The sequence below is a fragment of the Haloglomus litoreum genome (genome assembly GCF_029338515.1).
GTDB classification, from domain to species: domain Archaea; phylum Halobacteriota; class Halobacteria; order Halobacteriales; family Haloarculaceae; genus Haloglomus; species Haloglomus litoreum.
The window spans coordinates 900,249-925,280 of sequence record NZ_CP119988.1 but is presented as its reverse complement, the minus strand read 5'-3'; the positions used below and the strand labels follow the sequence as shown (position 1 = coordinate 925,280).

The following is a 25,032-nucleotide window of genomic DNA, read 5'->3' as shown; positions in this document are numbered from 1 at the left end:
GGGCCACTACACCCCGACCAGCACCGTGATGCCGACCGTCGTCACCACGGCGAGCAGCACCTGCAGGGGCGTCCCCACCTTGAGGTAGTCGGTGAACCGGTAGCCGCCGGGACCGTAGACGAAGAGGTTGGTCTGGTAGCCGACCGGCGTCATGAAGGCCGTCGAGGCGGCGAACGTCACGGCCAGGACGAACGCGTAGGCCGAGGCACCGATCTGCGTGGCGGCCTCGAACGCGACCGGAATCATCAGCACCACGGCCGCGTTGTTGGAGATGATGTTGGTGAGCGTGGCGGTGACGACGTACATCAGGCCGAGGACGACGACGAGCGGGAGCGAGCCCGCCGACATGACGATGCCCTCGGCGATGAAGTCGGCGCCGCCGGTCTCCTCCATCGCCAGACCGAGCGGGATGACGCCCGCGAGCAGGAAGATGACGTCCCACTGGACGTCCTCGTACACCTCGGTCGGTTTCAGGCAGCCGGTGAGGACCATCAGGAGCGCGCCCGCGAGCGCCGAGACGACGATGGGGAGGATATCGAGCGCGGCGACGCCGACGACGACGCCGACGATGCCCACCGCGACCGGGATGCGCGACTGGCGGAAGTCCGGGCGCTCGACCTCCTGGGCGATGATGAAGTCCCGACGGTCGGCGAGCCGCTCGATGGAGTCGGCGGTCGCCTGGATGAGCAGCGTGTCACCCACCTTGAGACGGGTGCGGTCCATCCGCTGTCGGATGAGTTCGGGGCCGCGCCGGAACGCCAGCACCGTCGCGTCGTAGCGCTGGCGGAAGTTCGTCGACGCGAGCGTCTCGCCGACGAGGAAGGAGCCGGGCGCGACCACGACCTCGACGAGGTTGTTCGCCTCCTCCTCGGCGGCCTCCAGTTCGGCCTCGTCGACGGTGCGCGCGACGAGGTCCAGGCCGTCGACGTCCATGATCTCGACCAGGGTGTCCCGGTCGGTCCGCAACGCGAAGATGTCGCCGGCCTGGATGGTCTTCGGCCCGAGCGGCTCGAGGAACACCTCGTTGCCCCGGATGAGCTGGACGATGTCGACGTCGAAGTCCGTCTCCACCAGCGCGTCGCGGATGGTGTCGCCGACGATGGGCGAGTCCTCCCGCACCGTCACCTCCGTCAGGTACTCGCCCATCTCGAACTCCTCGGTCAGATCCTCGCGGGCCTTGATGCGCTCGGGCGTGAGGTAGTTCCCCAGCGTGAACAGGTAGATGGTGCCCGCGATACTGACGACGATGCCGAGCGCGGTGAACTGGAACATCGAGAACGGCGCGTTCGGCACGCCCAGGTCGGCGGCCACCTCGCTGGCGAGGATGTTGGTCGAGGTGCCGATGAGGGTGAGGGTGCCGCCGAACATCGAGGCGTACGAGAGCGGGAGCAGCAGTTTCGACGGCGAGGTCTTCCCCTCGTGGGCGATGTCGGTCACCATCGGCAGCAGGATGGCGACGGCGGCGGTGTTGTTGATGAACCCGGAGATGGGCCCGACGGCGCCGATGGTGGCGCCCAGTTGCCGGACCTCGCTGTCGCCGGTCAGGGCCGCCAGTTTGCGGCCGAGGATCTGGACCACGCCCGTCCGCTGGACGCCGGCGCTCAGGATGAACATCGCCAGCACCGTGATCGTCGCCCCCGAGGCGAACCCCGAGATGCCCTCCTGCGGCGAGATGCCGGTCAGGTCGAGCGGGCCAGCCGTCCCCAGTACCATCAGGGACACCATCACCCCGATAGCGGTGATGTCGATAGGGACCGGCTCGGTCGCGAACAGCACGAGCGCCACGACGATGATGGCGAAGACGGCCAACATCCCGGGCGTGACCGGCGGGAGTGCCACGCCGTCCGGCACTCGTAGCGGCGAGGAAAAGGTTGCGACCTCGGCCCGGCCTCAGACGCCGAGTTCGTCGGCCAGCGCGTGGAAGTCCTCGACCGTCAGGTCCGGCTCGCCGGCGAACGCGTCCCACGGCTCGCCACCGCGGGCGACCCGCACCCCCTGCATCCCCGCGTTCATCGACCCGTACACGTCGAAGAACGGCCCGCAGACGTGCGCGATGCGGTCGATGGGCGTCCCGGTCCGGGCGGCGGCGTGGCGGTAGATCTCGGCGTCCGGCTTGAACGTCGCCACCTCGTCGGCGCTGATGGTGTCCTCGATGACGTCCCCGATGTCGGCCGCCTCGACCATCGAGGCCAGCATCTCCGGGTTCCCGTTGGAGACGACGTAGCAGTCGTACTCGGCCGCGAGTGCGGCGATGCCGTCGGCCACGTCATCGAACACGTCGAGGTCGTGGTACGTCTCGAGGACGGCGTCGCGCTCGGCCGGCGTGGTCTCGACGCCGTGTGCGGCGAGCGCGTGGGTGAGTGCGGCCCGGTTCAACTCGTAGAACGGCTGGTAGGCGTCGATGGCGTTGGCAACCATCGTGTACATCAGCGAGCGCGAGCGCCAGTGGTTCGAGATGGGTTCCGGGTTCTCGACGCCAGGGACCTCGGCGAGCGCGGTCTCGACGGCCGCCACGTCCACGAGGGTCCCGTACGAGTCGAAGGTGAGCGTCTCCACGCGGTCGGGGGCGAACGACATGGACGAACGGTGGACCCGGCGGCGGATAAGGGGGGTGCCTAGTTCGAGGGGAACGTTCGGCTGCCGGGCGGAGCGGCCTGGACGGTCCGCTCCACTCCGACCCTGTTGCCCCTTCGACTCGCCCTGTCGCCTGGAACGGGGCGACGGGCGGCAGCTAGCGAGCGCAGCGACCGCTCGCCGCCTACCGCCGGAGTCGCGGGCCGTAGGGCGGCTGACGGGTGCCGTCGCGGTCGGGGAGGTCGGCCCGAGCGCGGTCGACGAGGGCGCCGACCACGACGGGCGCGGCCAGCAGGCCGAACGCGGTGACGACCGAGGTCAGCGACCCCGCGGACGCGAGGGCGCCGACGACGACGAGCGCGGTGACCAGCGCCAGCGGCGTCACGAGGGCGAACTTCAGGACCGTGCGGACGGTGCGGCGTCGGGCGTGGCCGTCGGCGGCTGTCCGCGACCGGGGGCGTGTGGGGTAGTTCGTGCGCATCTGTATTCACGTGGACCAAGGCCCCACGGCCAGATAAGGGTAATCTGAATTACATTTCTGTAGGGAGAGTTACCGGACCCTTCTTCAGTAAATTCACTGATACGAATCGACAGCAGGAAGTGAGGTGGTCCTGCTCAGCGCTCGGTGACGAGGAACTCCTGGCCCTCCTTCATCCGGAGCGTCATCTGCGGGGAGAGCGGCGGGCCGTCGTGCTTGCCCTCCTCGCCGAGGTAGTAGAGTTCGTAGTTCCGGCCGATGGTGGCCAGCGAGAGTTTGGCCTCCAGCAGGGCGAACTGGCGGCCGATGCAGATGCGCGGGCCACCGCCGAACGGGGCGTACGCGAAGTCGTGCAGCTCCTGTCGGAACTCCGGCGTCCAGCGGTCGGGGTCGAACGTGTCGGGCCGGTCGAAGAAGCGCGGGTCCCGCTGGATGCGCCGGATGATGACGCCGACGCGTTCGCCCTCGGGGACGCGGTAGCCGTCGAACTGGACGTCCTCGTCGGCCACGCGGGGAAGCGCGTAGACGGGCGGGAACAGCCGGAGCGTCTCCGTGACGAGCTTGTCGGTGAACGCCAGCCGACCTTCCTCGATGTCCTCGGCGGTCGGGGGGCCGTCGAGCGCGTCCACCTCCGCGTGGAAGCGCTCGCGGATGTCCGGATGTTCGGCGAGCGCCCACAGCGCGAACGTCAGGGAGGTGGTCGTCGTATCGTGACCGGCGAAGATGATGGAGACCATCTGGTCGCGGAGGCGCTCGTCGGTCAGCATCCCCGAGTCCGTCACGCCGGCCGCGCGCAGCCCCACGAGGAGGTTGATGAGGTCGTCGGCCTCCGTCGGGTCCGAGGGCGGGTCCCGGGCGGCCTCCTCCAGCAGCCGGTCGGCCTCGTCCTGCAGGGTCTGCTTCCCCTGTTTGAACCGTCGCCGGGCGGGCGTGGGCAGCCAGCGCGGGAGCGGGTAGGAGGTGGGGAGGAACCAGTCGTGGAGCGCCTCGGCCGAGCGGCGGATCTTCTCGTCGCCGTCCAGTTCGAGTTCGCGCCCGAGGATGGCCGCGAACAGCACGTCCAGGGTGAGGTCGGTCATCTCGGCCTGCAGGTCGAGCTGCTGGCCGCCCTCCCAGCGCCCGACGCGGCGCTGGGCCTGCTCGACCATCGTGTCGGCGTGGTCCATCACGCTCTCGCGGACGAACAGCGGCTGCAATGTCTTGCGCTGCTGGGCCCACTCCTCGCCCTCGACGGTGAGGAGGCCGTCACCGAACGCGATGCCGAAGTCCTCGGACTTGCGGAACTTCCCGCGCTCGGTGAGGAGGACCCGCTTCATGTGGTCCGGGTGGGCCAGGTTCGTGATGTCGCCGATGCCGGGGAGCCAGATGCGGTAGACGTCGCGGATGGCGGCGGCGCGGTCGCTGAACGCGATGGGGTCACGGACCTGCCGGAGCGCGTGCAACTTCGGGTTGCCGAGGTTCGGCGGATACGGCGCCAGCGGCAGGTCCGATACCTCATCGTCGCCCCCGGCGCCCCCCGACTCCTGCTCGCCGTCGTGGGGCCCCTCCGACCCGACGGTGTCGATGCTCCCGCCGGTCGGTCCGGTGTCTGAACTCATGGAGCCCGGTTGCGTGGTGTATGTTCATAAGTCTCGTGCCCCGGATACGCGCGGGGGTCTTATGTGGCGTCTCCGGCGTCGACGACGGGGCTACGCTGGCCGGGCCTCACGCGGCCGGGTCGCCGACCGGCGGGCCGACCGACGGCTCAGACGAGCCAGGCGTGGACGGCTGCGCCGGCCCGCAACGCCGCCAGTGGCGCGAACGCCACCAGCGACACCACGAGCGACCAGGCGAGCGCGACCCCGAGCGGGCTCGCCCCGTAGGTGAGGATGACGCCGACCGTGACCGCGGCGACGGTCATGCCGAGGACCGCGACGACCACGCCACAGCCGACCGCCAGCAGGGTCACCAGCCGCATCCAGAGCCAGTCGCGGGCCGCCCGTCGACGCTGGCGGCCGGCGACGTCTACGGCCAGCGACCGCGTGGCGGTGGCGAGCCACCGGGGCACGTCACGCATCCTGCTCGACCGCCTCGTCGGCCTCGTCGGCCCCCGTCGGCGTCGTCCCCTCAGTCGCGGCGTCACCCGTCCGGGCCCGGCGCTCCGTGTGCTGGACGGCCATCTCGCCGTCGACGGTGACGCGGAGCTCCTCCTCGCCCAGTGGGACCGTCACGCGCAGGCGCCAGGGGTCACGCGAGAGGATGTCCAGATGGCGGTCGCTGATGCACCACTCCAGCGTCCAGAAGCGAACGGTATTCAGGTCGATACCGTGGTCCCGGTAGAAGGAGACGATCTCGGCGTCGTCCAGCAGCGTCAGCCCGACCGAGGAGACGATGTGGTTGTTGCACCGCTGGCACTCGTGGATGACGAACAGTTCCTGTTCGGCGATGGGTTTCACCTTGTCCGGCGGGAGGTCCTCCGGTTCGAGGAGGTCGGTCCGCACCCGTCCGTTGCACTCCGGGCAGACGCCGTCTGCGGTGAGGCAGGCCAGGTGGCGAGCGCGCTGGTTGAACGCCGACAGCACCTCCTCGCGGGAGCGGTCCTCCAGCCCACCCGGTGGGAACGGGTAGGTGCCGTGCGGGCGCTGGCACTCCGTGCAGGTGATGAGGAACGCCTCGTCGCGGTACGAGGCCTGGAGGCCGCCGCCACAGGCGACGCACTCGCCATCGACGGGGAACGGCTCCAGCTCCGGGTCCTGGTTGTACGTGCCCGCCAGCACCGCACGGACGATGGCCTTCCCCGCCTGTCGGAACTCGTAGCCGTCGTCGGTCTTGCGGACGAACTGCCCCCGGAGCTTGTCCAGGTGGTAGTTGAACTGTGCCGAATCGCGCATCCCCACCGACCGCCGCAGCTCCGAGAACGCCGCCGGGCGGTCGGCCGCCCACAGCGCCTCCAGGATGTGCAGGCGCGTCTCGTTGCCGACGATGGCGAACGCGTCGGCCGGCGGGAGACACTCCTCACACTGGAGGATGGAGTCGTCCTCGCCGGGGGTGGCTCCCTCACCCGGGCTGGCGTCGTTGCTCATAGGCGGTTGCAGGTCAGCGACCCAGTAAAACGTTCGCTGAAGCGATTTTATGAAAGTCATCTTACCATTGTTGGCGAAGGAATATGTACGATGATACGACTACTCCCCCGTATGGGGCCGACGCGGCGGCACTGCCTCCGCCGGATCGGGGGGGTCGGTGGCATCGGGGTCGCGAGCGGCCTCTGTGGCTGTACCGGTACGGGATCCGACCGTCGCTCGGACCCCAACGTCCGCATCGGCTCGAAGTCGTTCGCGGAGCAGCAGATCCTCGGATACCTCGCCTACCATCGTCTCCAGCGCGTCGACGGGATCCAGGTGGTCGACGAGATCGGGTACGGGGGCTCGCTCCAGAACTGGAACGCGGTGGTCTCCGGGGTGAAGGACCTCTACTGGGAGTACACGGGGACGGCGTGGACCGAACTGCCGCCGAAGCACACGGAGCGGATCACCGACCCGCAGCGGCTCTACGAGCGCGTCAGGGCCGACGCTCGGGAGCACGGCGCCGAGATGAGCACCCCGGCGCCGTTCTCGAACGAATGGGTCCTGCTGGCGGACCGGGGCTGGAGCGAGCGCACGGGGGTCACCACCATCAGTGGCCTGGTGGCCCACCTGAACGCCGGCAACACCGACTTCGGCGTCGCGCTCGGCGAGGACTTCTACCACCGGCAGGACGCCTGGGGCGGGATGGCCGACTTCTACGGTCTCGAGGAGGCGGCCCTGACCGAAATCGAGTCGGGAGCGTTCATCGTCACGTCGATCGGCCTCACGTACGAACTGGTGCGGGACGGACGAGTCCAGGTCGCGAGCGGGTTCGATACCGACCCACAGCTCGACCGGCCGTCGCTCGTGCTGCTCGAGGACGACCGCGACTACTTCATCCCGTACCAGCCGGCGCCGACGGCGAACGCGGCGACGGCCGATGCGTACCCGGCCATCCTGGAGGAACTCGAGCCGGTGGCCGCGGGCCTCGATGCGCGGACCATCAGACGACTGAACCGGCAGGTACTCGTCCGGGACCGACAGCCGAGTGCGGTCGCACGGTCCTTCCTGCGGGACCTGGAGGGGTCCACGTGACCGGGTTCCCATCACCAGCCGCCGGAGCACGGACAGGGACGGGGCGAGTTCGCCCCCGGCGACGGCGAGGGGGCGGTGCGTAGATGCGGCCATCGATTCCCGGCGCCGGCCCGGTCCTCGGCTTCGTGCGCGTGTCGTATCGGCGGAAGCTGGCCGCCGTGCTACTGGTGGTCCTGCTCATCAGCGGCGTCGCCGCAGTGGGACTGTACCTCCAGGTCGGGGCGCTCCTGGACGACAACGTCGAACAGTCGATGACGGCCGCCACGAACGCCGAGGCCGGCGAGTTGACCGAATGGAGCCGTCAGAACCGGCTCCTCGCCAGGGTCATCTCGGAACATCCGGTCTACGAGGAGGACGACAGGACTGCGGTCCGCCGGTACCTCCAGCGGCAACTGGTCGACCGCCGGGAAGCACACGTCGTCAACGCGTACGTCATCGACCGGCGGAACCAGACCGTCGAGACGAGCGCCCTCCAGTCCCTCGAGGGGACGGCGGTCGAGGACCTGCCGTGGCAACAGCAGTTCGCCTTCCGGGCCTTCGACGACGTTCGGACCACCAAACCGCACGAGGCTGACGGAGGGGAGACCGTGGTACTCGGGTACGTCACACCGATCCGCGGGGCTCCGGGACACCTGCTGGTCGTCACCATCGACACCGCGAGCATCTTCGAGCGGTTCGAGCATCCCGTCGACGGCGGATTCACGCGCGTCGTCGACTCGAACGGGACCGTCGTGTTCGCGGACAACCGGTCGGCGATGCTCCGCCAGTACCAGCCCGGACCACTCAGGTCGCCCGTGGTGAGCCGCGGACTCCAGGGGGAGTCCGGGTTCGTCGCCGACCCACGGTACGAGCAGTCGGCGCCCGGCACGTACGTCGCGGCGTTCGCCCCCGTGGACGGCACGGACCTGGTCGTCATCGAGCACGCCCCGACCAGCGAGGCGTACGCCATCACCCGGGAGGCCGGCCTCTGGATCGGTCTCATCTCCACCATCGCCGTGGTCGGGCTGCTGGGGGTCGTCAGCGTCATCGGGGCGGACGTGACCGGCGCGCTGGCGACGCTGGCCGACCGCGCCGAGCGCATCGAGCAGGGCGAGTACGACGTGGCGTTCGACACGGACCGTCCGGACGAGTTCGGCGACCTCAACCGGACGATGGCCCGGACACGGGACACGCTCCGGAAGCGTATCGAGGAGATCGAGGAGACGAAAGGCGCCCTGGAGGCCTCGAACGTGGCGCTCGAGACCCGCTCGACGATGGTGTCCGTCCTCAACCGTATCCTCCGGCACAACGTCCGGACCGACATCAACATCATCGCCGGGCGCGCCTCGGTCCTCGCCGAGCAGGTGACGGACGAGGCGGTCCGCGAGGGACTGGAGGACATCCGTCAGCAGGCGCTCTCGCTGGCGACCCTCTCGGACCGCACCCGGCGCGTCCAGAACATCCTCTCCGAGGCCTCCGGCGAGCGCGAACAGCTCCGGTTCCCCGACTGTCTCGAGGCCCCTCTGGAGGACATCCGGGCCTCCTGGCCGGAGGCGACGATCACTGTCGAGCGGTCCGAGTCCGGTCGGCTGGCCCACGGGACAGCTTCGTTGCCCGTCGCCATCGCGGACGTGGTGGACCAGATACTCGCGCACAACGACGGAGGCGTCGCTGTCAGCATCGCCGTGGCCGAGGCCGACGACGGGGAGTCGCTCCTGCTCACCATCGACGACGACGGCGACGGGCTCCCCGCGCTCGATATCGAGGCCGTAGGGCTGGGCGAGGAGACGCCGCTCGAACACGCCGAGGGGCTGGCGCTCTGGTGTCTGGAGTGGACCGTCACGCAGGCCGGTGGCGAGCTCGTCACCGACACCCCCGACGGGACGCTGACGGTGTGGCTCCCGGCGGCCGAGCCAGGGGCGACGGAGGACGAGGAGGAGTCACCGGAGCAGGCGGCCTGAGACGCCCGAACGGAGGTCCGGTAGCCTTATACGCCGCAGGGGACGATAGCCGGTATATTACTGATGTCGAACACACACCGACAACCGGAGGTGAACATCGGACTGGTCGGCCACGTCGACCACGGGAAGACGACCCTCGTGCAGGCGCTCTCGGGGGAGTGGACCGACCAGCACTCCGAGGAGATGAAACGCGGCATCTCCATCCGCCTCGGGTACGCTGACGCCACCTTCCGCCGGATCCCGGGCGCCGACCCGCCCGAGTGCTACACGGTCGAGGAGGCGGTCGACGGCGAGGAGACGGACGTGGTGCGGACGGTCTCGTTCGTCGACGCGCCCGGCCACGAGACGCTGATGGCGACGATGCTCTCGGGCGCGGCGATCATGGACGGCGCCGTCCTCGTGATCGGCGCGAACGAGCCGGTGCCCCAGGCACAGACCGAGGAGCACCTGATGGCGCTGGACATCATCGGCATCGAGAACATCGTCATCGCGCAGAACAAGATCGACCTCGTGCGGGACCGCGAGGCCGCCCTCGACAACAAGCGCCAGATCGAGGAGTTCATCGAGGGGACCGTCGCCGAGGGCGCCCCCATCGTCCCCGTGAGCGCGCAGCAGGGCGTCAACATCGACGTGCTCATCGACGCCATCGAGGAGGAGATCCCCACGCCCGAGCGCGACGCCGACGCCGACGCACGGCTGCAGGTCGCGCGCTCGTTCGACATCAACCGCCCCGGCACGGACGCCGCGGGCCTGATGGGCGGTGTCGTCGGCGGGTCGCTCTCGCAGGGCCGCCTCCACGTCGAGGACGAGATCGAGATCCGCCCCGGCCGCGAGGTCGAGGAGGGCGGCCAGTCCGAGTACCAGCCCGTCGAGACGACGGTGCGATCGCTGCAGGCCGGCGGCGAGTCCGTCGACGAGGCCACGCCCGGCGGCCTCATCGGTGTCGGCACGGGGCTGGACCCCTCGTACACGAAGGGCGACGCCCTGGCCGGGCAGGTCGCCGGCCCGCCGGGGTCGCTCCCGCCGACGCGGGACTCGTTCGTGATGGACGTGGACCTGCTCGAGCGGGTCGTCGGCGAGGACGCCGAGGAGATCGAGCCCATCTCGACGGGCGAGCCGCTGATGCTGACGGTCGGCACGGCCACCACGGTCGGCTCCGTCACCAGCGCCCGCGACGAGGAGTGCGAGGTCGCGCTCAAGCGGCCCGTCTGCGCCCAGGAGGGCGCGAAGATCGCCATCAACCGCCGTGTCGGCTCGCGCTGGCGACTCATCGGCGTGGGGACGCTGCGGTAGGATGACGACGGTCCTGCTCGACACCAACGCGCTCATGATGCCCGTCGAGTGCGACGTCCGCGTCTTCGACGAACTGGAGCGCGTCCTCGACGACCCGGAGCCGGTCGTCCCGGCCGCGTGCGTCGCCGAGTTGGAGAAGCTCAGCGACGGGCAGGGCGAGGAGGCCGTCGCGGCGAGCGTCGGCCGCGACCTCGCCGACCGGTGCGAGCAGATCGCCCACCGCGAGCAGTACGCCGACGACGCCGTCGTCGAGATCGCCACACGCGACCCCGACGAGGGGGCCACCGTCGACTGCGTCGCCACGAACGATGCGGACCTGCGCGACCGCCTGCTGGCCCGGGACGTACCCGTAATCGGTTTACGCGGGCGAAACGAACTCGCGCTCACTCGACCGTAACGCCGCGTCTCTCACACGCTACCGAACACAAACTACCCCGACACGAAACCACACACGATACATGTACAAACGCGTTCGTCTCAAGGACACCGTCGAGGTGCCGCCCGAGTACCTCGCCGACGTCTCCCCCGACCTGGTGAAACGACTCCTGCAGGACAAGCTGGAGGGCCGTATGGACGAGGAGGTCGGCTCCGTCGTCAGCGTCATCGACGTCCACGATATCGGCACCGGCGCCGTCCTGCCCAACCGCCCCGGCGTCTACTACGAGGCCGAGTTCGATGCGCTGACCTTCGACCCCGAGATGCAGGAGGTCGTCGACGGCGAGGTCGTCGAGGTCGTCAACTTCGGCGCCTTCGTCGGCATCGGCCCCGTCGACGGGCTGCTCCACGTCTCCCAGATCGACGACGAGTACCTCGCCTACGACGAGGAGAACCAGCAGCTCGCCTCCCGGGACTCGAGCCGGGTCCTCTCGGTCGGCGACTCCGTCCGCGCCCGCATCGTCACGAAGAGCATCGACGAGCGGAACCCGCGGGACTCGAAGATCGGCCTCACCGCGAAGCAGCCGGGGCTGGGCAAGCACGAGTGGCTCGAACAGGACCGACGCCGGCGGGCCCAGCAGGGCCAGGCGGGTGATTAGATGGCCGACCGACTCGTCTGCCGCGAGTGCCACCGCGTGCTCGAGGCCGCCGACGGCGAGCAGTGTCCCAACTGCGGCTCCACCTCGCTGACCGAGGACTGGGCCGGCTACGTCATCATCGCGCACCCCGAGACCTCGCAGATCGCCAGCGAGATGGAAGTGACCGAGCCGGGGAAGTACGCGCTGAAGGTCCGGTGAGACGGCCATGAGCGACGCCAGCGACTCGCCGGACCCCGGCGACCCCCGCGTCGTGCTCTCGCTCCCGGAGTCGATGCGCCACGAGCTGAAGGACCCGCTCGGCCCGGTCTACACGGCGGCCGACGAACTGCTCGCCGAGAGCGGACGGCCCCTGATCGCCGTCGGCGACATCGTCACGTACCACCTTCTCACCGGCCAGGCCCGGCCGGCGGTCGCGCTGGTCGACGGGAAGACCAAGCGCGAGGCCGTCACCGCCGAGGTCCGCGAGGCCATCGACACGGGGGCGTTCGACCGCCACGTCACCGTCCGGAACCCTGCTGCGACGCTCACGGCGGGGCTCCTCGAGGAACTCCGCGCCGCGCTCGACCGCGCGACCGCGGGGGAGGGCCAGTCGACGGTCATCGAGGTGACCGAGGGCGAGGAGGACCTGGCCGCGCTCCCCGCACTCGCCATCGCCCCCGACGGGGCCGGCATCGTCTACGGCCAGCCCGACGAGGGGATGGTGCTCGCGACGGTCGACGATGGGGCCCGAGAGGGGGTCTGGGACCTCATGGAGCGGATGGACGGCGACGTCGAGCGGGCCCGGGAGCTGCTCGGCGCCTGAGAACGGAGACGGTCATCGACACGACGGTTGCGGGGGGTCGGCGGACGGTGGAACCCACGACCGCCGACGAGCACGTCACTCGTCCGTCTCGTAGTACTCCTCTTTCAGCCACGCCAGCCCGGCGCCGGCGTCCTTCGCGGCCGCCTCGAGCCGCCGGGTCAGCAGCTCGAAGGCCTCCGAGTCCGAGACCCCGGTCGTCGCCTTCGCCGTGCGGAGCACGTCGCGCCGGCGCTCCAGGGAGTGGTACTCGCGGACGGCCTTCCCTGCCCGGCTGAGCCGGAGCATCCGGTCGATGACGTTGAGCACCACGTCCTTCGTGACGGGTTTGGTGACGTAGTCGTCGAAGGGCAGGCTCACGATGTCCGGGCCGGGGTCGATGGCCGTCAGCATGACGACCCGGGCGTCGTAGCCAGCGTCCCTCATCGCGTGGAGGAACGCGTCCCCGTCCATCCGCGGCATCCGCCGGTCCAGCAGGACGACGTCGACGTCCTCGGTGATGGTCTCGAGCGCCTCCTCGCCGTCGTGTGCGACGAGCACGTCGTGGTGCTCGCCGATCCAGGTCGAGAGGATCTCGGTCATCGGCTTCTCGTCGTCGACGACGAGCACGGTCGCTCGCGGCGGGGATGTGGTGGCGGTATCGGTCGTCGACGCTCGGGGTCCGTCGGTCATGGGACGGTTACGTCGGCACCCAACCTTAATTTAGCGGTCATCTTGATATATACTATCACTCGTGACGGGGCCCGACCGGCACGTCGGTCCCGGCCGTGCCGAGGGACTGATAGCCCCGGGCGCCCTACTGTCGCTGGATGATCACCATCGTCGACGTGGTCGGCCTGCTCGTCATCCTGGGCGTGAACGCCGCGGCGGCGGCGCTGCTGACCAGGTTCTTCCGGGTCCGGCTCAACACCCGCTGGGGTGCGGCGCTGTACGCGGTCCTGCTGGGCACGCTGACGCTGACGGTCCTCACCATCGTCCTCGGGGGCGCGGGTCTGGGGCCGGACCTCGGGAACCCGGCCGCCGTGATGGGGCTGACCGTGGTCCTGCCGCTGGCGACCGGCATCGCCTTCGACTACTTCTGGATGCCCGCGCCCGACGACGTGGACCTGCCGACGGAGTACAGCGGGTCCTCGCGACGAGACCGACGCGAACTCTGAAGAGTTTCGAAGCAACCCCGACATATCAGGACCTGCAGCCCGATCCGAAACCAGACACCTCGATTTGCCGATTTATCCGAGACTCCGGCCGATAATCGACACGGCGCGGAGCCGATCTTACTCGACGCCGTTGCCGTCGTCGTCGGGGTCGTCCGTGTCGGCCACCTGCCGCAGCCGGGCCACGCCGTCGCACTCTTCGATGACGTCGACGACGGGGTTCGGGACCAGCGCCTGCCAGTCGTCGCCGTCGATGATGCGCTGGCGGACCTCGGTGCCCTGGAACTCGTCGCGGCGGTACATCTCGGACTGGCGGACCTCGATGCCGGCCTCCTCGAACAGGCGGATGACGAGCGGGTTGTTGGAGTAGGCCACGTCGAAGTTCGGGGACATCGACTGGACGTGGCTCACCCAGACCGCGTTCCGGTTGAGGTCCTCGATGGGGACCGCGTAGGTCAGGAGGTCCATCTCCTGGGTCGCCTTCGTGATCATCATCACGCGCTCGCCGGCGGTGAACGGGTCGTGTGGCGTGTGTGACTGGTCGGCGCTGCCGATGCCGAGGACGAGCTCGTCGACGTCCTCAGCGATGCGCTCGACCATGGCGTGATGCCCCTCATGGTAGGGCTGGTACCGGCCGATGTAGAACCCCCGGGTGACGCTCATCTGGACTGGCTCTCTCGCGGGGTTGTGTGGCTCGGTTCATAAGCCTCGCGGGTCGCGCTGGCACGTACCGGAGGAACGGACGAGGCGGCCGCTGCGGGCGGTTTACGCGTGTACGGGCGGCACCCGTGGGGAGAAAGTATATCAGTTGAAGGCCCCTCGTTATCGGTGATAGCAACGGTTCTATGAGCGACGACAACAACACGGACGAGCACCCCGGTCGCGAGTCCGAGGACGGCGTGCCCCAGGAGGAGCACCCGGACCCGGGCATCCCACTGGACCGGGACGAGAACGAGACCCCGGGCGGGCCACCGGCGCCCGCCGACGAGTCCGACGAGCTGACCGACGGGTCGGACCTCGGGAGCGACGTGACCGTCGAGGCCGGCGCCGAGGTCGAACCGGCCGAGGAGGACGGCCTGCTGGGCGGGCTCCAGATCTCCTCGACCGACGACATCGAGGTGCCCGACCGCCTCGTCGACCAGGTCATCGGGCAGGACGACGCCCGCGACATCATCCTGAAGGCGGCCAAGCAGCGCCGCCACGTCATGATGATCGGCTCCCCCGGGACGGGGAAGTCGATGCTCGCGAAGGCGATGTCCCAGCTCCTCCCGAAGGAGGACCTGCAGGACATCCTCGTCTACCACAACCCGGACGACGGCAACGAGCCGAAGGTCCGGACCGTGCCCGCGGGGAAGGGCGAACAGATCGTCGAGGCGCACAAGGAGGAGGCCCGCAAGCGCAACCAGATGCGGAGCTTCCTGATGTGGATCATCATCGCCGTGGTGTTCGGCTACTCGCTGCTGATCGCCGGGCAACTCCTGCTCGGCATCCTGGCGGCGGGTGTCATCTACCTCGCGTTCCGCTACTCCTCGCGTGGTAGCGACGCGATGATCCCGAACCTGCTGGTCAACAACGCCGACCAGCAGACCGCACCGTTCGAGGACGCGACCGGCGCGCACGCCGGCGCGCTGCTCGGCGACGTCCGGCACGACCCGTTCCAGTCCGGCGGGATGGAGACCCCCAGCCACGACCGCGTCGAGGCGGGGGCCATCCACAAGGCCAACAAGGGCGTGCTGTTCGTCGACGAGATCAACACCCTCGACATCCGGTCCCAGCAGAAGCTGATGACCGCCATCCAGGAGGGCGAGTTCTCCATCACGGGCCAGTCCGAGCGCTCCTCGGGCGCGATGGTCCAGACCGAGGCCGTCCCCTGTGACTTCGTCATGGTCGCGGCGGGGAACCTCGACGCGATGGAGAACATGCACCCGGCGCTCCGGAGCCGCATCAAGGGGTACGGCTACGAGGTGTACATGGACGACACCATCTCGGACACCCCGGAGATGCGCCGGAAGTACGCCCGGTTCATCGCCCAGGAGGTCGAGAAGGACGGCCGGCTCCCCGCGTTCGACGAGGGCGCGATGGAGGAGGTCATCCTCGAGGCCCAGCGCCGCGCGGGCCGGAAGGAGCACCTCACGCTGGAGCTGCGCAACCTCGGCGGCCTCGTGCGCGTCGCGGGCGACATCGCCCGCGCCGAGAACGCCGAGTTCACCACGCGCGAGCACGTGCTGCAGGCCAAGCGCCGCAGCCGCTCCATCGAGCAGCAGCTCGCCGACGACTACATCGAGCGCCGCAAGGACTACGAGCTCTCCGTCTCGGAGGGCCAGGTCGTCGGGCGCGTCAACGGGCTCGCCGTCATGGGCGAGGACTCCGGGATCGTCATGCCCGTCATGGCGGAGGTCACGCCCGCGCAGGGCCCCGGCGAGGTCATCGCCACCGGCAACCTGCAGGACATCGCCGAGGAGGCGGTGCTGAACGTCTCGGCCATCATCAAGAAGTTCTCCGACGAGGACATCAAGGAGAAGGACATCCACATCCAGTACGTGATGTCCTACGAGGGCGTCCAGGGTGACTCGGCCTCCATCACGATGGCCACGGCGGTCATCAGTGCCCTGGAGGACATCCCCGTCGAGCAGGACCTCGCCATGACCGGCTCGCTGTCCGTGCGCGGCGACGTGCTCCCGGTCGGGGGCGTGACCCACAAGATCGAGGCCGCCGCGAAGACCGGCCTCGACCGAGTCATCATCCCCGCAGCCAACGAGCAGGACGTGATGATCGAGGAGGAGTTCAAGGACCAGATCGAGATCATCCCGGTCACGCACATCAGCGAGGTGCTGGAGGTCGCGCTGGCCGGCGAACCCGAGAAGGACTCGCTGGTCGACCGCCTCAAGAACATCACCGGCTCCGCGCTGGACCGACAGGTCGGCCGCTCGAGCGGCTCCCCCTCGCCGCAGTAAGGCGTGCAGTGGGCCGCGTTCGCGGGCGTCGCGGTCGCGGTCACGCTCCTTCTGCTGTTGCTGGCACGTGCCTCGCAGGGAGCCGTCGGCACGCCCCGTGCCACGCCCGGTGAGGTCCGCTGGCTCGACCGGCTGGAGGACGGCGCCGACCACCTCGACGCCCGCGGGGCCCCCGACCCCGCGCCCGCGAGCCCGTTCGAGGCCTCGATGGCCGGCGGGGACCTGTCGGCTCCTGTCCTGCTCGTGAACGTCGCGTTCTCCCAGGGCCTGTTCGGCGTCCTCCTGCTGGCTGGGGCGTGGTACACCGGCATCCCGGCGAGCGCGTTCGGCGTCGGCCCCGGAACGGTCGGCCTCGGGGCGCTCGCCGCCGGCGTCGGCTTCGGGCTCGTCCTCTCGGTCGGCAACGGGCTCGCGGGCGCCGTCGCGAGCGCGCTCGGCCACGACCCCAGCGAGGACCTCCGCGAGATGCTCGCCCCCGACACCGCGGCGGGCTGGGTCCTCCTGCTGGGCGTCGTCCTGCCGCTCGTCGCGGGGTTCGAGGAACTCCTCTTCCGGGGGGCGCTGATCGGGGTCCTCCACGCCGGGTTCGGCTGGTCGCCGTGGCTCCTCGCGCTCGCCTCCTCGGTCGCGTTCGCGCTGGGCCACGGCGCCCAGGGCCCCATCGGCATCGTCGTGACGGGCCTGCTGGGCTTCGTCCTCGCGGCCGGCTACATCGTGACGGGGAGCCTCCTCGTCGTCGTGGTCGCGCACTACCTCGTCAACGCCGTCGAGTTCGTCGTCTACGAGGGCCTCGGACTGGACCCGCCGTTCGGGCCCTGACGCCGGCCTACAGCCCCTCCAGCGACCGCAGTTTCTGCTCGACCTTCGGCGGCGCCGAACTCGGGCCGTCCCGGACGCGGTGGTCCGGGACGACGATGGGGACCGGGTTCGTGTCGAGCGCCACGCGGACCGTCTGGAGGTCCGCCTGGTCGTCGTCGTCGAGACCGGCCATCCGGGCCAGCCGCTCGACGGAGACGTCCTCGCCGTACGGAACCGACCGGAGCGCCTCCAGCACCGTCCGCTGGTCGGTCGGCACCGTCAGCGCGACGTCGACCTCGGTGAACTCGTCCTTCTTGCCCTCGAGGTAGGCGAAGACGCGGTCCAGCAGCGGGTACTCCGCCTCGGCACCCTCGTTGGGGTCCTCCGGGAAGGAGACGTTGATGAGCTTCTCGCCCGCGACGCCGAGCTGGACGTACCGGTCGAGGTACGGCGATTCCCGGGCGTAGATGCCCGTATCGTGCTCGACGCCGGGACCGCTGTCATCGGTCGTCGCGTCGGGCGGTACGTCGGGCGGTGCGTCGGCCGCGTCACCGTCCGCGGCATCCGCGTCGGCCTTCACGGACATGTCGTCCTCGGGGGCGTCCTCCGGGGCGTCCTCGGGGTCGGGCATGGGTGTGGCATCGCCCGTCCGCCCAATCAAGCTTCGGCCGCCGCGCCACGCGCACGGAGCCGCTCGTAGCCGGCGTGGCCCACCGCGGCCAGGAGGAAGGCGACACCGACGTTCGCGGCGAGGGCGACGACGCCCGTCCCGACGACGACGGCACCCTCGGCGGGTGTCGCGACCGATTCGAGCGCGACCCGGCCGAGGTGGACGGCGACGAGGACGAGCAACACCCCGAGCGCGGCCATCGGGAAGCCGCTCCAGAGCCCGGCCACCAGCGCCGCGCCCGCGTACAGGGCCGCGAGGACGAGGTTCGCGCCCGCGGTCCGGGCGCCGAAGGCGTGCTTCCCGGCGAGGCCGCCCGACCCGTGGCACATCGGCACGCCACCGAGCGGGACCGCCACCAGGTTCGTCACGCCCATGCTCCGGGCGAGGCCGTCGGGCGAGACGTCGCGGGCGTAGAGGTCGTCCACGAGGAGCGCGGTCGCGACGGCGGCGTTGCCGACGGTCATGGCGAGCTGGCCGGCGAGCCCCGTCAGCGCACCGGGCGTGAGGTGGGGCTCGGGGAGCGCCGCGAGCGAGCCCGGGAACGTGGGCAGCGCGACCGTGGGCGCGCCGCCGACCGCGTAGAGCGCCGCGAGGGTGCCCGCCAGCAGGACCGCGGGCGCGGGCGCCCGGCGGTCGACGAGCGCGGCGCCGGCCGCCACGACGACACCGCCGGCCGCCACGACGGGCGCGCCGGCCGCGAGTTCGACGCCGGCCGCGAGCAGGAGGAGTGCGACGGCGAACTGGACGCCCCGGACGACGGGCCGACCGACGAGGGCAGCGACCCGACCGACGAGGCCGGTCGTCCCCGCAACGAGGAGGACCCCACCGGCCAGGAGACCGGCCGCGACGAGTTCGCCGTAGCCGAGCGTGCCGGCGATGGCGAGGCCGGCGAGCGCCTTCATCGGCTCGACGGACATCGGAAGCCCGTAGTGGAGGCCCCAGACGGCCTGGAAGACCGCGAATCCGAGGAGGACCAGCCCGAGCGAGGCGTCGGTCAGGGCGCCCAGCGCCACGACGAGCGGGAGGACCGTAATCGAATCTCCCAGCGCGCCGGCGACCTCTCCGCTGTCGAACCGGATCGGGATCTGCTGCCCGAGCACCTCCGCTGTGGCCATCGTATGTCCGTATCGGCGGTAGCAACATGGTACTTGTCAGAAACCTGCCACGGTCTCGTCCGGGACGTGTCGAAACCCCTGGCAGTTACACGCTCAGTAGACGAGTTCGCCCCGGACGAACGCCCGCGCCCGGTCGTCGTCGGGGTCGTCGAAGACCCGCTCGGTGGGGCCCTGCTCGATGACCGTGCCGTCGAGCATGACGGCGCTACGGTCGGCGATCCGGCGGGCCTGGGCCATGTCGTGGGTGGCGAGGACGACGGCGATGCCGCGGTCGCGGGCATCCTCGACCGCGTCCTCGATGGCGGCGGTGTTGCGGGGGTCGAGGTTGGATGTGGGCTCGTCCAGCAGCATCACGGCGGGGTCCGTCGCGAGCGCACGGGCGACGGCGACACGCTGGGCCTCCCCCGCGGAGAGCGAGCGCGCATCACGGTCGCCCATCCCACCGAGACCGACCGTCTCGAGCGCCCGCGTAACCCGGTCGGGGGGGTCGGTCCGGCCGACCAGGCCCCGGAGCCAGCGGGTCGCGCGGTCCACCCACGAGCGCCGGACGGTCAGCCCGTAGGCGACGTTCCGGGCGACGCTCCCGCTGAACAGGGAGCGGTCCTGGAAGACGAAGGCGATGCGGCGGCGGAGGCCCAGCCGGGCCTCGGACGAGAGCGACCAGGCGTCCCGGCCGTCGATGGTCACCCGCCCCTCGTCGGGCTGGTCGAACAGCGCGAGGAGCCGCAGCAGCGTCGTCTTCCCGGTTCCGGAGGGACCGACCAGCGCCACCACCTCGCCGGGTTCGGCGGTGAGGCTGGCGTCCGCGAGGACCCGCTCGCCGCCGTCACGACCCCGATAGGCGTACGTCACCGACTCCGCGGCGACGCGGGTGCCGCCGTCGAACTCGGGGCCGGGACGCTCGGCCGCCACCGGCTCCGCGTTCGAGCCGCTCGCCGTCACGAGCGCTCACCCCGCGCCCGGACCACGTTGCCGACGGCGTTGACGCCGAGCGCGAGCACGAGCAGGACGACCCCGAGGGCGATGCCGACCTCGTACTGGCCGCGGCGGGCCTCGATGGTGATGGCCGTCGTCAGAGTGCGGGTGAGCGAGACGAGTTCGCCCTGCTGGTTGCGGATGGCGATGTTCCCGCCGACGATGAGGACGGATCCGACCTCGGAGACGGCCCGGCCGAAGCCCGCCAGGACGGCGGTGATGATGCCGTAGCGGGCCTCCCTGATGGTCGCGAGCTGCACGTCGCGCCGGGTGCCGCCGGCGGCGAACGCGGCGTCCCGGACCGACTGGTCCACGTCCTCGATGGCCGACAGCGAGACGCTCGTGATGACCGGCACCGCGAGGATGCACTGGGAGATGACCATCGCCTCCTTCGAGAACAGCAACTCGACGCCGCCGAACCGGAGCGGGCCGACCGCGAACCCGCCACCGACCGGCCCCTGGTTCGAGAGGAGCAGCAGCACCGACAGCCCGACCACGACGCTGGGAAAGCCCATCCCCGTGTTGATGACCGTCTCGAGGGCGCGCTTGCCCCGGAAGTCGACGAAGCCCATCGTCAGCGAGATGCCGAGGCTGATGACGGTGCTGATGCCGACGGCCGTGAGGCTCACCTGGAGCGTGACGAACACCACGCTGAGGAGGTAGCGGGTGCCGAACTCGGAGAGCAGTCCTGCCATGCGGTCGTCCCAGGATTGTGGCCGCGCGGGTGGTAGTCGTTCCGGGAGGCGGTCAGTAGTCGTTCGGAACGACGGTGTCGACCCAGTGCTGGTAGCGGCGCCGCCGTAGCTCCTCGGTACTGCCGCCGTAGCTCTGGGGCACGTACTGGTCGAACTGCGGCTCCTCGGCCAGCGCGTTCGGGAAGAACAGCTGCGAGCCGTTCGCCGTGTAGTTCCCGATGGCATCCTGGCCCGCCGGACTGGTGAGGAAGCCGGTGTACGCCATCGCCGCCTGGTAGTTGACGTTGTCGTGGACGGCCGGGTTGACCGGGATGACGCCGTACGGGTTCCGCAGGATGGCCGGGCCACCCTTGAGCGGCCCCTGGACGTGGATGACGAGGTCGATCTCTGACTTCGTGGCCAGGAAGGTCCCACGGTCGGCGAGCGTGTAACCGCCGACCTGGTTGGCCTGGACGAGGGTGTCGCCCATCCCCTTGCCCGTCTCCTGGTACCACGACCCAGTCGGGGAGGCGCTGGAGGTGTCCCAGATGTTGAGCTCCTTCTTGTTCGTCCCGGAGTCGTCACCGCGCGAGAGGAAGATCGCCTCCGCCTCGGCGATGGCCGCGAACGCCTCCGCCGCGCTCCCCATCCCGTTGATGCCCGCGGGGTCGTCCGGCGGCCCGACCACGACGAAGTCGTTGAACATCACGTCCCGGCGGTTGACCCCGAAGCCGTCCTGGAGGAACTCGTCCTCGGCACCGCGCGCGTGGACGAGGATGATGTCCGCGTCCCCGTCCCGCGCGGTGCGGATGGCCGCGCCGGTCCCCTGGACCAGCGTCTCGACCTGGATGCCGAACGTCGACTGGAACATCGGGTTCAGCTCGCCCAGCAGCCCCGTGTCGTAGGTCGAGGTGGTCGTCGCGAGGACCAGTTTCCCGTCGCCGACGGCCGAGGACCCGCCGCCACCGCCGTCACCGCCATCGCCACCGTCGCCACCGTCGCCGCCGTCGCCGCCGTCCCCCTGGTTCCCCATCGTACAGCCCGCGAGCGCGAGCGCGCCGCCGACGCCGGCCGCCTGCAGCGCCCGCCGACGTGTCGTCGAGCCCCAGCCGCCGTCCGAGTCGCGTCCCCGTCCGTCGTCGCTCGCGCCCGCGCTCCGTTGTTCCGACATAGATACAACGACCGTGTCGGGGCTCCGGCATAACCGTTTTGCCACCGACCCCCACAGTCGGGGGTATGGACCCGGACGTGACCCCGGAACTGCGGGCCGGCGCGGTGACGTTCGGCGACGACGACGCGGCGCTCCTGCGGGCCATCGACGAGCACGGCTCGGTGAGCGCCGCCGCGAGCGCGCTGGAGCGGTCACGGGCCCGCGCGACGGGGCGGCTGGACGACCTCGAGGCGGCGTTCGGCCCGCTGGTCGAGCGCACGCGCGGGGGCGCCGGCGGCGGCGGGACGGAGCTCACGTCCGGCGCCCGCAGGCTGCTCGCCCGGTTCGACCGGCTCCGCACGGCGCTCTCGGGCGTGGCGGCCACCGAGGAGTCCGTGCTGGAGGGACGGGTGCTCGACCGGGACGGCGAACTCGCGACCGTCGAGACGCCGGTGGGCGAGCTGCGTGCCCTCGCCCCCGGCGAGGCTGACCGCGTGCAGGTGTCGCTCCGGGCCGACGCCGTGACGCTGCACGCGCCGGACGAGGCCCCGCCCGCCGGCGGGACGAGCGCCCGCAACCGGCTTGCCGGGACCGTCTCCGCGGTCGAACGCGGCGAGTCGGTCGCCCACGTCCGGGTGGCGGTGGATGGCGACGACGGGCCGGTGGCACTGGTCGCCCTGGTCACGCTGGAGAGCGTCGACCGCCTGGAACTGGCGACGGGTCGCACCGTCGTCGCGACGTTCAAGGCGACCGCGACGCGAGCGACCGGCCTCCCCGACGACGCGCCGCGCCGCTCCTGAGACGCGCCGACGTTCCGGCCGGTTGGGAAAGCGTCTAGTCCCCCGCCGCCGACCGCAGAGGCGTGCAGACCGAGCACGTCGTCCACGTCGCCGACGCGCGCGAGGCCGTCGCGGCCCTCTCCACCGATGCGGTCGATCTCGTCGTCACCTCGCCGCCGTACCCGATGGTGGAGATGTGGGACGAGTCGTTCACCGCACAGGACCCCGCCATCGGCGAGGCGCTCGCCGCCGAGGCGGGGTCGCGTGCGTTCGAGCTGATGCACGACCTGCTCGACGACGTGTGGGCCGACCTTCCCCGGGTGGTCCGGCCGGGCGGCATCGTCGTGGTGAACGTCGGCCCGGCGACGCGCACCCTCGGCGAGTTCCAGCAGTACCCCAACCACGAGGCCATCACGCGCCGTCTGCGCGGCCACGGCTTCCAGTCGCTGCCGGGCGTGCTGTGGCGCAAACCGACCAACAGCGCCGCGAAGTTCATGGGCAGCGGGATGCTCCCGACCAACGCCTACCCCACGCTGGAGCACGAGCACCTGCTCGTCTTCCGCAACGGCGGCACGCGCTCGTTCCCGCCGGGCGACGACCGCCGGTACGAGTCGGCCTACTTCTGGGAGGAGCGCAACGAGTGGTTCTCGGACCTCTGGGAGTTCGCCGGCGAGCGCCAGGCCCTCGACGGCGACGCCGCCGCCCGCGAGCGCTCGGGCGCGTTCCCGCTGGACCTGCCGCTCCGGCTCGTCCGGATGTTCTCGGTCTACGGGGACACCGTTCTCGACCCGTTCTGGGGGACCGGCACGACGAGCCTCGCGGCACTGGTCTCGGGGCGGTCGTCGGTCGGGATCGAGCGCGACCCCGACCTCGTCCGGGCGTTCGACGAGCGCGTGGCCGACGCGCCCGCGCTGTCGACGGACCTCGCACAGGAACGGCTCGACCGCCACCGCGAGTTCGTCGCCGAGCGCCGCGCGGACGGCGACGAGCCCTCGTACGACGCCGAGCACTACGACTTCCCCGTCGTCACGAAGCAGGAGCGACGCCTCCGGCTGTACGAGACGACGGCCGTGACTCGCGAGGACGCGTCGGCGGACCGGCGACGGTACGTGGCCAGCCACGACCCCGTCTGAGCCCGGACCCGGGGGACCGTCCGAACCGGTGGCTATACGCCGCCGCCCGTGGCAGCGTGCCGCATGGACCTCTCGTTCGACGAGTTCGTGCTGGCGGCCGCGACCGCCGACCTCGACGAAGAGCCGGCCGCCCGCGAGCACGCCGACGCCGTCGAGTTCCGGATGGACATGGCCGACGCGCCGCTCGACGCGCTGGACCGGTACGACGGCGACCTCCCGGTCATCGCCACCAACCGCGCCGCCTGGGAGGGTGGCGAGGCCCCCGAGGAGGGCCGGCTGCGCACACTCCGCGCGGCCGCCGAGGACGACGCCGTCGCGGCCATCGACGTGGAGCTGGCGGCCATCACCGGCGAGGGCGCGCCCGCCGACGCCGTCGACCCCGAGGACGGCCCGGCCGCGGTCCGGCACGCCCACGAGCACGACGCCCAGGTCGTCGTCTCCATGCACGATTTCGAGGCGACGCCGCCGCGAAAGGAGCTGGAGCGGCTCCTCCGGGCGGCGAGCGAGCACGGCGACGTGGCGAAGCTGGCGGTGACCGCGACCGACCTCGACGACGCGCTCCGCGTGCTGGGTGCGACCCGGGCGGCCGCCAGCGACGGCCTGACGGTCGCCACGATGGCGATGGGCGCGGCCGGTAGCCACACCCGCGCCGTCGCGCCGGTGTACGGGTCGTGCATCGGCTACGCGCCGGTCGACCCGGCCCGGGCGACCGCCCCCGGCCAGTACGACCTCGCGACGCTCCGGACGCTGGTCGACGGCCTGCGGTGATATCCAGCGACAGGAGCCCGCTCGCGCCCGCGTAGCGCAATCCTACCGTCCGACACACTGCCGGGGGTTTATTACCCAGGAGGGGCTACGGCGACGGAAGTGGCGCCCAACGACCGAAAGCGGCCGTGGCTGGCGGCGATGCTCGCGCTGCAGCCCGGGCTGGGCCACGCCTACCTGCGGTCGTGGATCCGGGCCGTCCTCTGGTTCGGCCTCTGGGCGGTGACCGTCATGGTCGTCGTCCCGGCCCCGAGCGCCCCGGCGACCGAGCCCGTCGCGTTCCTCCGGGGCCTCGCCACCGGGATGCAGGGCCTGGAGTTCGAGGCGACGCTGGCGCTCGTCTCCGTCACCGCCTTCTCCGTCCTCGACGCCTACTGGCTCGGGGCACGGAACGCCGCCCGCCCCGACCAGTTCGCCGACGCGTTCCAGTGTCCGGCCTGCGGCCGCGAGACGGACCCGAACCTGGAGTTCTGCCACTGGTGCACGACGGAGTTCGAGAGGCCGGACGAGGACTCCACGGACGGCCCGCGGGCCAGCGGCGCCGGGGCCGGCGAGGCGCCGTGAGATCAGGACCGGGACGGAAGCTGTCTTCGAACAGTTCGAATGGTCGC

At 70.8% G+C, this 25,032-nt stretch carries 27 protein-coding genes; 14 read left to right on the top strand and 13 right to left on the bottom strand.

Annotated features, from left to right (window positions below; all coding sequences use genetic code 11):
- Nucleotides 1-6: 6 nt before the first annotated feature.
- The 6 genes from P2T62_RS04565 to P2T62_RS04540 all read right to left on the bottom strand — a co-directional run bounded on the left by P2T62_RS04565 (nt 7) and on the right by P2T62_RS04540 (nt 6,114).
- Entirely contained in the window at nt 7-1,812 is a 1,806-nt protein-coding gene (locus P2T62_RS04565; protein ID WP_276261571.1) for an SLC13 family permease, read from the bottom strand.
- A 78-nt stretch (nt 1,813-1,890) separates the two neighbouring features.
- Complete coding sequence (locus tag P2T62_RS04560) at nt 1,891-2,577, bottom strand: haloacid dehalogenase type II (protein ID WP_276260308.1); 687 nt, start codon at nt 2,575-2,577, stop codon at nt 1,891-1,893.
- Nucleotides 2,578-2,758: 181 nt separating this feature from the next.
- Complete coding sequence (locus P2T62_RS04555) at nt 2,759-3,055, bottom strand: hypothetical protein (protein WP_276260307.1); 297 nt, start codon at nt 3,053-3,055, stop codon at nt 2,759-2,761.
- A gap of 134 nt (nt 3,056-3,189) precedes the next feature.
- On the bottom strand, nt 3,190-4,650 hold the full coding sequence (locus P2T62_RS04550) for a cytochrome P450 (RefSeq protein WP_276260306.1): 1,461 nt from the start codon (nt 4,648-4,650) through the stop codon (nt 3,190-3,192).
- A 146-nt stretch (nt 4,651-4,796) separates the two neighbouring features.
- Entirely contained in the window at nt 4,797-5,108 is a 312-nt protein-coding gene (locus P2T62_RS04545) for a hypothetical protein (protein WP_276260305.1), read from the bottom strand.
- Complete coding sequence (locus tag P2T62_RS04540; RefSeq protein ID WP_276260304.1) at nt 5,101-6,114, bottom strand: winged helix-turn-helix domain-containing protein; 1,014 nt, start codon at nt 6,112-6,114, stop codon at nt 5,101-5,103. The genes P2T62_RS04545 and P2T62_RS04540 overlap by 8 nt, the downstream gene beginning before the upstream one ends.
- A gap of 111 nt (nt 6,115-6,225) precedes the next feature.
- On the opposite strand from P2T62_RS04540, the gene P2T62_RS04535 reads away from it, so the two are divergent.
- From P2T62_RS04535 to P2T62_RS04505, 7 genes are all read left to right on the top strand, one after another.
- Nucleotides 6,226-7,188 carry a glycine betaine ABC transporter substrate-binding protein gene (locus P2T62_RS04535; RefSeq protein ID WP_276260303.1) on the top strand — a complete coding sequence of 321 codons (963 nt, stop codon included), beginning with the start codon at nt 6,226-6,228 and terminating at the stop codon, nt 7,186-7,188.
- Between the two features lie 83 nt (nt 7,189-7,271).
- On the top strand, nt 7,272-9,128 hold the full coding sequence (locus P2T62_RS04530; RefSeq protein ID WP_276260302.1) for a HAMP domain-containing protein: 1,857 nt from the start codon (nt 7,272-7,274) through the stop codon (nt 9,126-9,128).
- Between the two features lie 63 nt (nt 9,129-9,191).
- Nucleotides 9,192-10,421 (top strand): translation initiation factor IF-2 subunit gamma, encoded by a 1,230-nt coding sequence (locus tag P2T62_RS04525; RefSeq protein ID WP_276260301.1) that lies wholly within the window; start codon nt 9,192-9,194, stop codon nt 10,419-10,421.
- Between the two features lies 1 nt (nt 10,422).
- Nucleotides 10,423-10,818 carry a PIN domain-containing protein gene (locus P2T62_RS04520; RefSeq protein ID WP_276260300.1) on the top strand — a complete coding sequence of 132 codons (396 nt, stop codon included), beginning with the start codon at nt 10,423-10,425 and terminating at the stop codon, nt 10,816-10,818.
- 61 nt (nt 10,819-10,879) lie between these two features.
- On the top strand, nt 10,880-11,455 hold the full coding sequence (locus tag P2T62_RS04515; protein ID WP_276260299.1) for a DNA-directed RNA polymerase: 576 nt from the start codon (nt 10,880-10,882) through the stop codon (nt 11,453-11,455).
- Nucleotides 11,456-11,653, top strand: a complete 198-nt coding sequence (gene spt4 / locus P2T62_RS04510; RefSeq protein ID WP_276260298.1) for a transcription elongation factor subunit Spt4 — start codon at nt 11,456-11,458, stop codon at nt 11,651-11,653.
- Between the two features lie 7 nt (nt 11,654-11,660).
- Nucleotides 11,661-12,257 carry a GTP-dependent dephospho-CoA kinase family protein gene (locus tag P2T62_RS04505; RefSeq protein WP_276260297.1) on the top strand — a complete coding sequence of 199 codons (597 nt, stop codon included), beginning with the start codon at nt 11,661-11,663 and terminating at the stop codon, nt 12,255-12,257.
- 75 nt (nt 12,258-12,332) lie between these two features.
- Here P2T62_RS04505 and P2T62_RS04500 read toward each other — a convergent pair whose 3' ends face one another.
- Nucleotides 12,333-12,926, bottom strand: coding sequence for a response regulator (locus tag P2T62_RS04500; protein WP_276260296.1), 594 nt, complete (start codon nt 12,924-12,926; stop codon nt 12,333-12,335).
- A gap of 137 nt (nt 12,927-13,063) precedes the next feature.
- Here P2T62_RS04500 and P2T62_RS04495 point away from each other — a divergent pair, with 137 nt between their 5' ends.
- Nucleotides 13,064-13,411 carry a DUF7991 family protein gene (locus P2T62_RS04495; protein ID WP_276260295.1) on the top strand — a complete coding sequence of 116 codons (348 nt, stop codon included), beginning with the start codon at nt 13,064-13,066 and terminating at the stop codon, nt 13,409-13,411.
- A gap of 117 nt (nt 13,412-13,528) precedes the next feature.
- Here the strand turns inward: P2T62_RS04495 and P2T62_RS04490 are convergent, their stop codons facing one another.
- Entirely contained in the window at nt 13,529-14,071 is a 543-nt protein-coding gene (locus P2T62_RS04490) for a nicotinamide-nucleotide adenylyltransferase (RefSeq protein ID WP_276260294.1), read from the bottom strand.
- Nucleotides 14,072-14,253: 182 nt separating this feature from the next.
- Here P2T62_RS04490 and lonB point away from each other — a divergent pair, with 182 nt between their 5' ends.
- A complete protein-coding gene (lonB, locus tag P2T62_RS04485; RefSeq protein WP_276260293.1) occupies nt 14,254-16,362 on the top strand; it encodes an ATP-dependent protease LonB in 2,109 nt (702 codons plus the stop codon).
- A 3-nt stretch (nt 16,363-16,365) separates the two neighbouring features.
- Nucleotides 16,366-17,181: a CPBP family intramembrane glutamic endopeptidase gene (locus P2T62_RS04480; protein WP_276260292.1), complete on the top strand. Its 816-nt coding sequence runs from the start codon at nt 16,366-16,368 to the stop codon at nt 17,179-17,181.
- Between the two features lie 7 nt (nt 17,182-17,188).
- Here P2T62_RS04480 and P2T62_RS04475 read toward each other — a convergent pair whose 3' ends face one another.
- The 5 genes from P2T62_RS04475 to P2T62_RS04455 all read right to left on the bottom strand — a co-directional run bounded on the left by P2T62_RS04475 (nt 17,189) and on the right by P2T62_RS04455 (nt 21,627).
- On the bottom strand, nt 17,189-17,629 hold the full coding sequence (locus P2T62_RS04475) for an MGMT family protein (RefSeq protein WP_276261570.1): 441 nt from the start codon (nt 17,627-17,629) through the stop codon (nt 17,189-17,191).
- A 188-nt stretch (nt 17,630-17,817) separates the two neighbouring features.
- On the bottom strand, nt 17,818-18,945 hold the full coding sequence (locus P2T62_RS04470) for a putative sulfate/molybdate transporter (protein WP_276260291.1): 1,128 nt from the start codon (nt 18,943-18,945) through the stop codon (nt 17,818-17,820).
- 93 nt (nt 18,946-19,038) lie between these two features.
- On the bottom strand, nt 19,039-19,857 hold the full coding sequence (locus P2T62_RS04465) for an ABC transporter ATP-binding protein (protein ID WP_420028434.1): 819 nt from the start codon (nt 19,855-19,857) through the stop codon (nt 19,039-19,041).
- 26 nt (nt 19,858-19,883) lie between these two features.
- Nucleotides 19,884-20,615, bottom strand: coding sequence for an ABC transporter permease (locus tag P2T62_RS04460; RefSeq protein WP_276260289.1), 732 nt, complete (start codon nt 20,613-20,615; stop codon nt 19,884-19,886).
- Nucleotides 20,616-20,667: 52 nt separating this feature from the next.
- Complete coding sequence (locus P2T62_RS04455; RefSeq protein WP_420028433.1) at nt 20,668-21,627, bottom strand: ABC transporter substrate-binding protein; 960 nt, start codon at nt 21,625-21,627, stop codon at nt 20,668-20,670.
- 203 nt (nt 21,628-21,830) lie between these two features.
- Between P2T62_RS04455 and P2T62_RS04450 the strand changes: the two genes are divergently transcribed.
- The 4 genes from P2T62_RS04450 (at nt 21,831) to P2T62_RS04435 (ending at nt 24,985) form a co-directional block, all read left to right on the top strand.
- On the top strand, nt 21,831-22,544 hold the full coding sequence (locus tag P2T62_RS04450; RefSeq protein WP_276260287.1) for a TOBE domain-containing protein: 714 nt from the start codon (nt 21,831-21,833) through the stop codon (nt 22,542-22,544).
- Between the two features lie 62 nt (nt 22,545-22,606).
- Nucleotides 22,607-23,656 carry a DNA-methyltransferase gene (locus P2T62_RS04445; RefSeq protein ID WP_276260286.1) on the top strand — a complete coding sequence of 350 codons (1,050 nt, stop codon included), beginning with the start codon at nt 22,607-22,609 and terminating at the stop codon, nt 23,654-23,656.
- A gap of 63 nt (nt 23,657-23,719) precedes the next feature.
- Nucleotides 23,720-24,424 (top strand): type I 3-dehydroquinate dehydratase, encoded by a 705-nt coding sequence (locus tag P2T62_RS04440; protein WP_276260285.1) that lies wholly within the window; start codon nt 23,720-23,722, stop codon nt 24,422-24,424.
- 99 nt (nt 24,425-24,523) lie between these two features.
- A complete protein-coding gene (locus tag P2T62_RS04435; RefSeq protein WP_276260284.1) occupies nt 24,524-24,985 on the top strand; it encodes a zinc ribbon domain-containing protein in 462 nt (153 codons plus the stop codon).
- Nucleotides 24,986-25,032 lie beyond the last annotated feature (47 nt).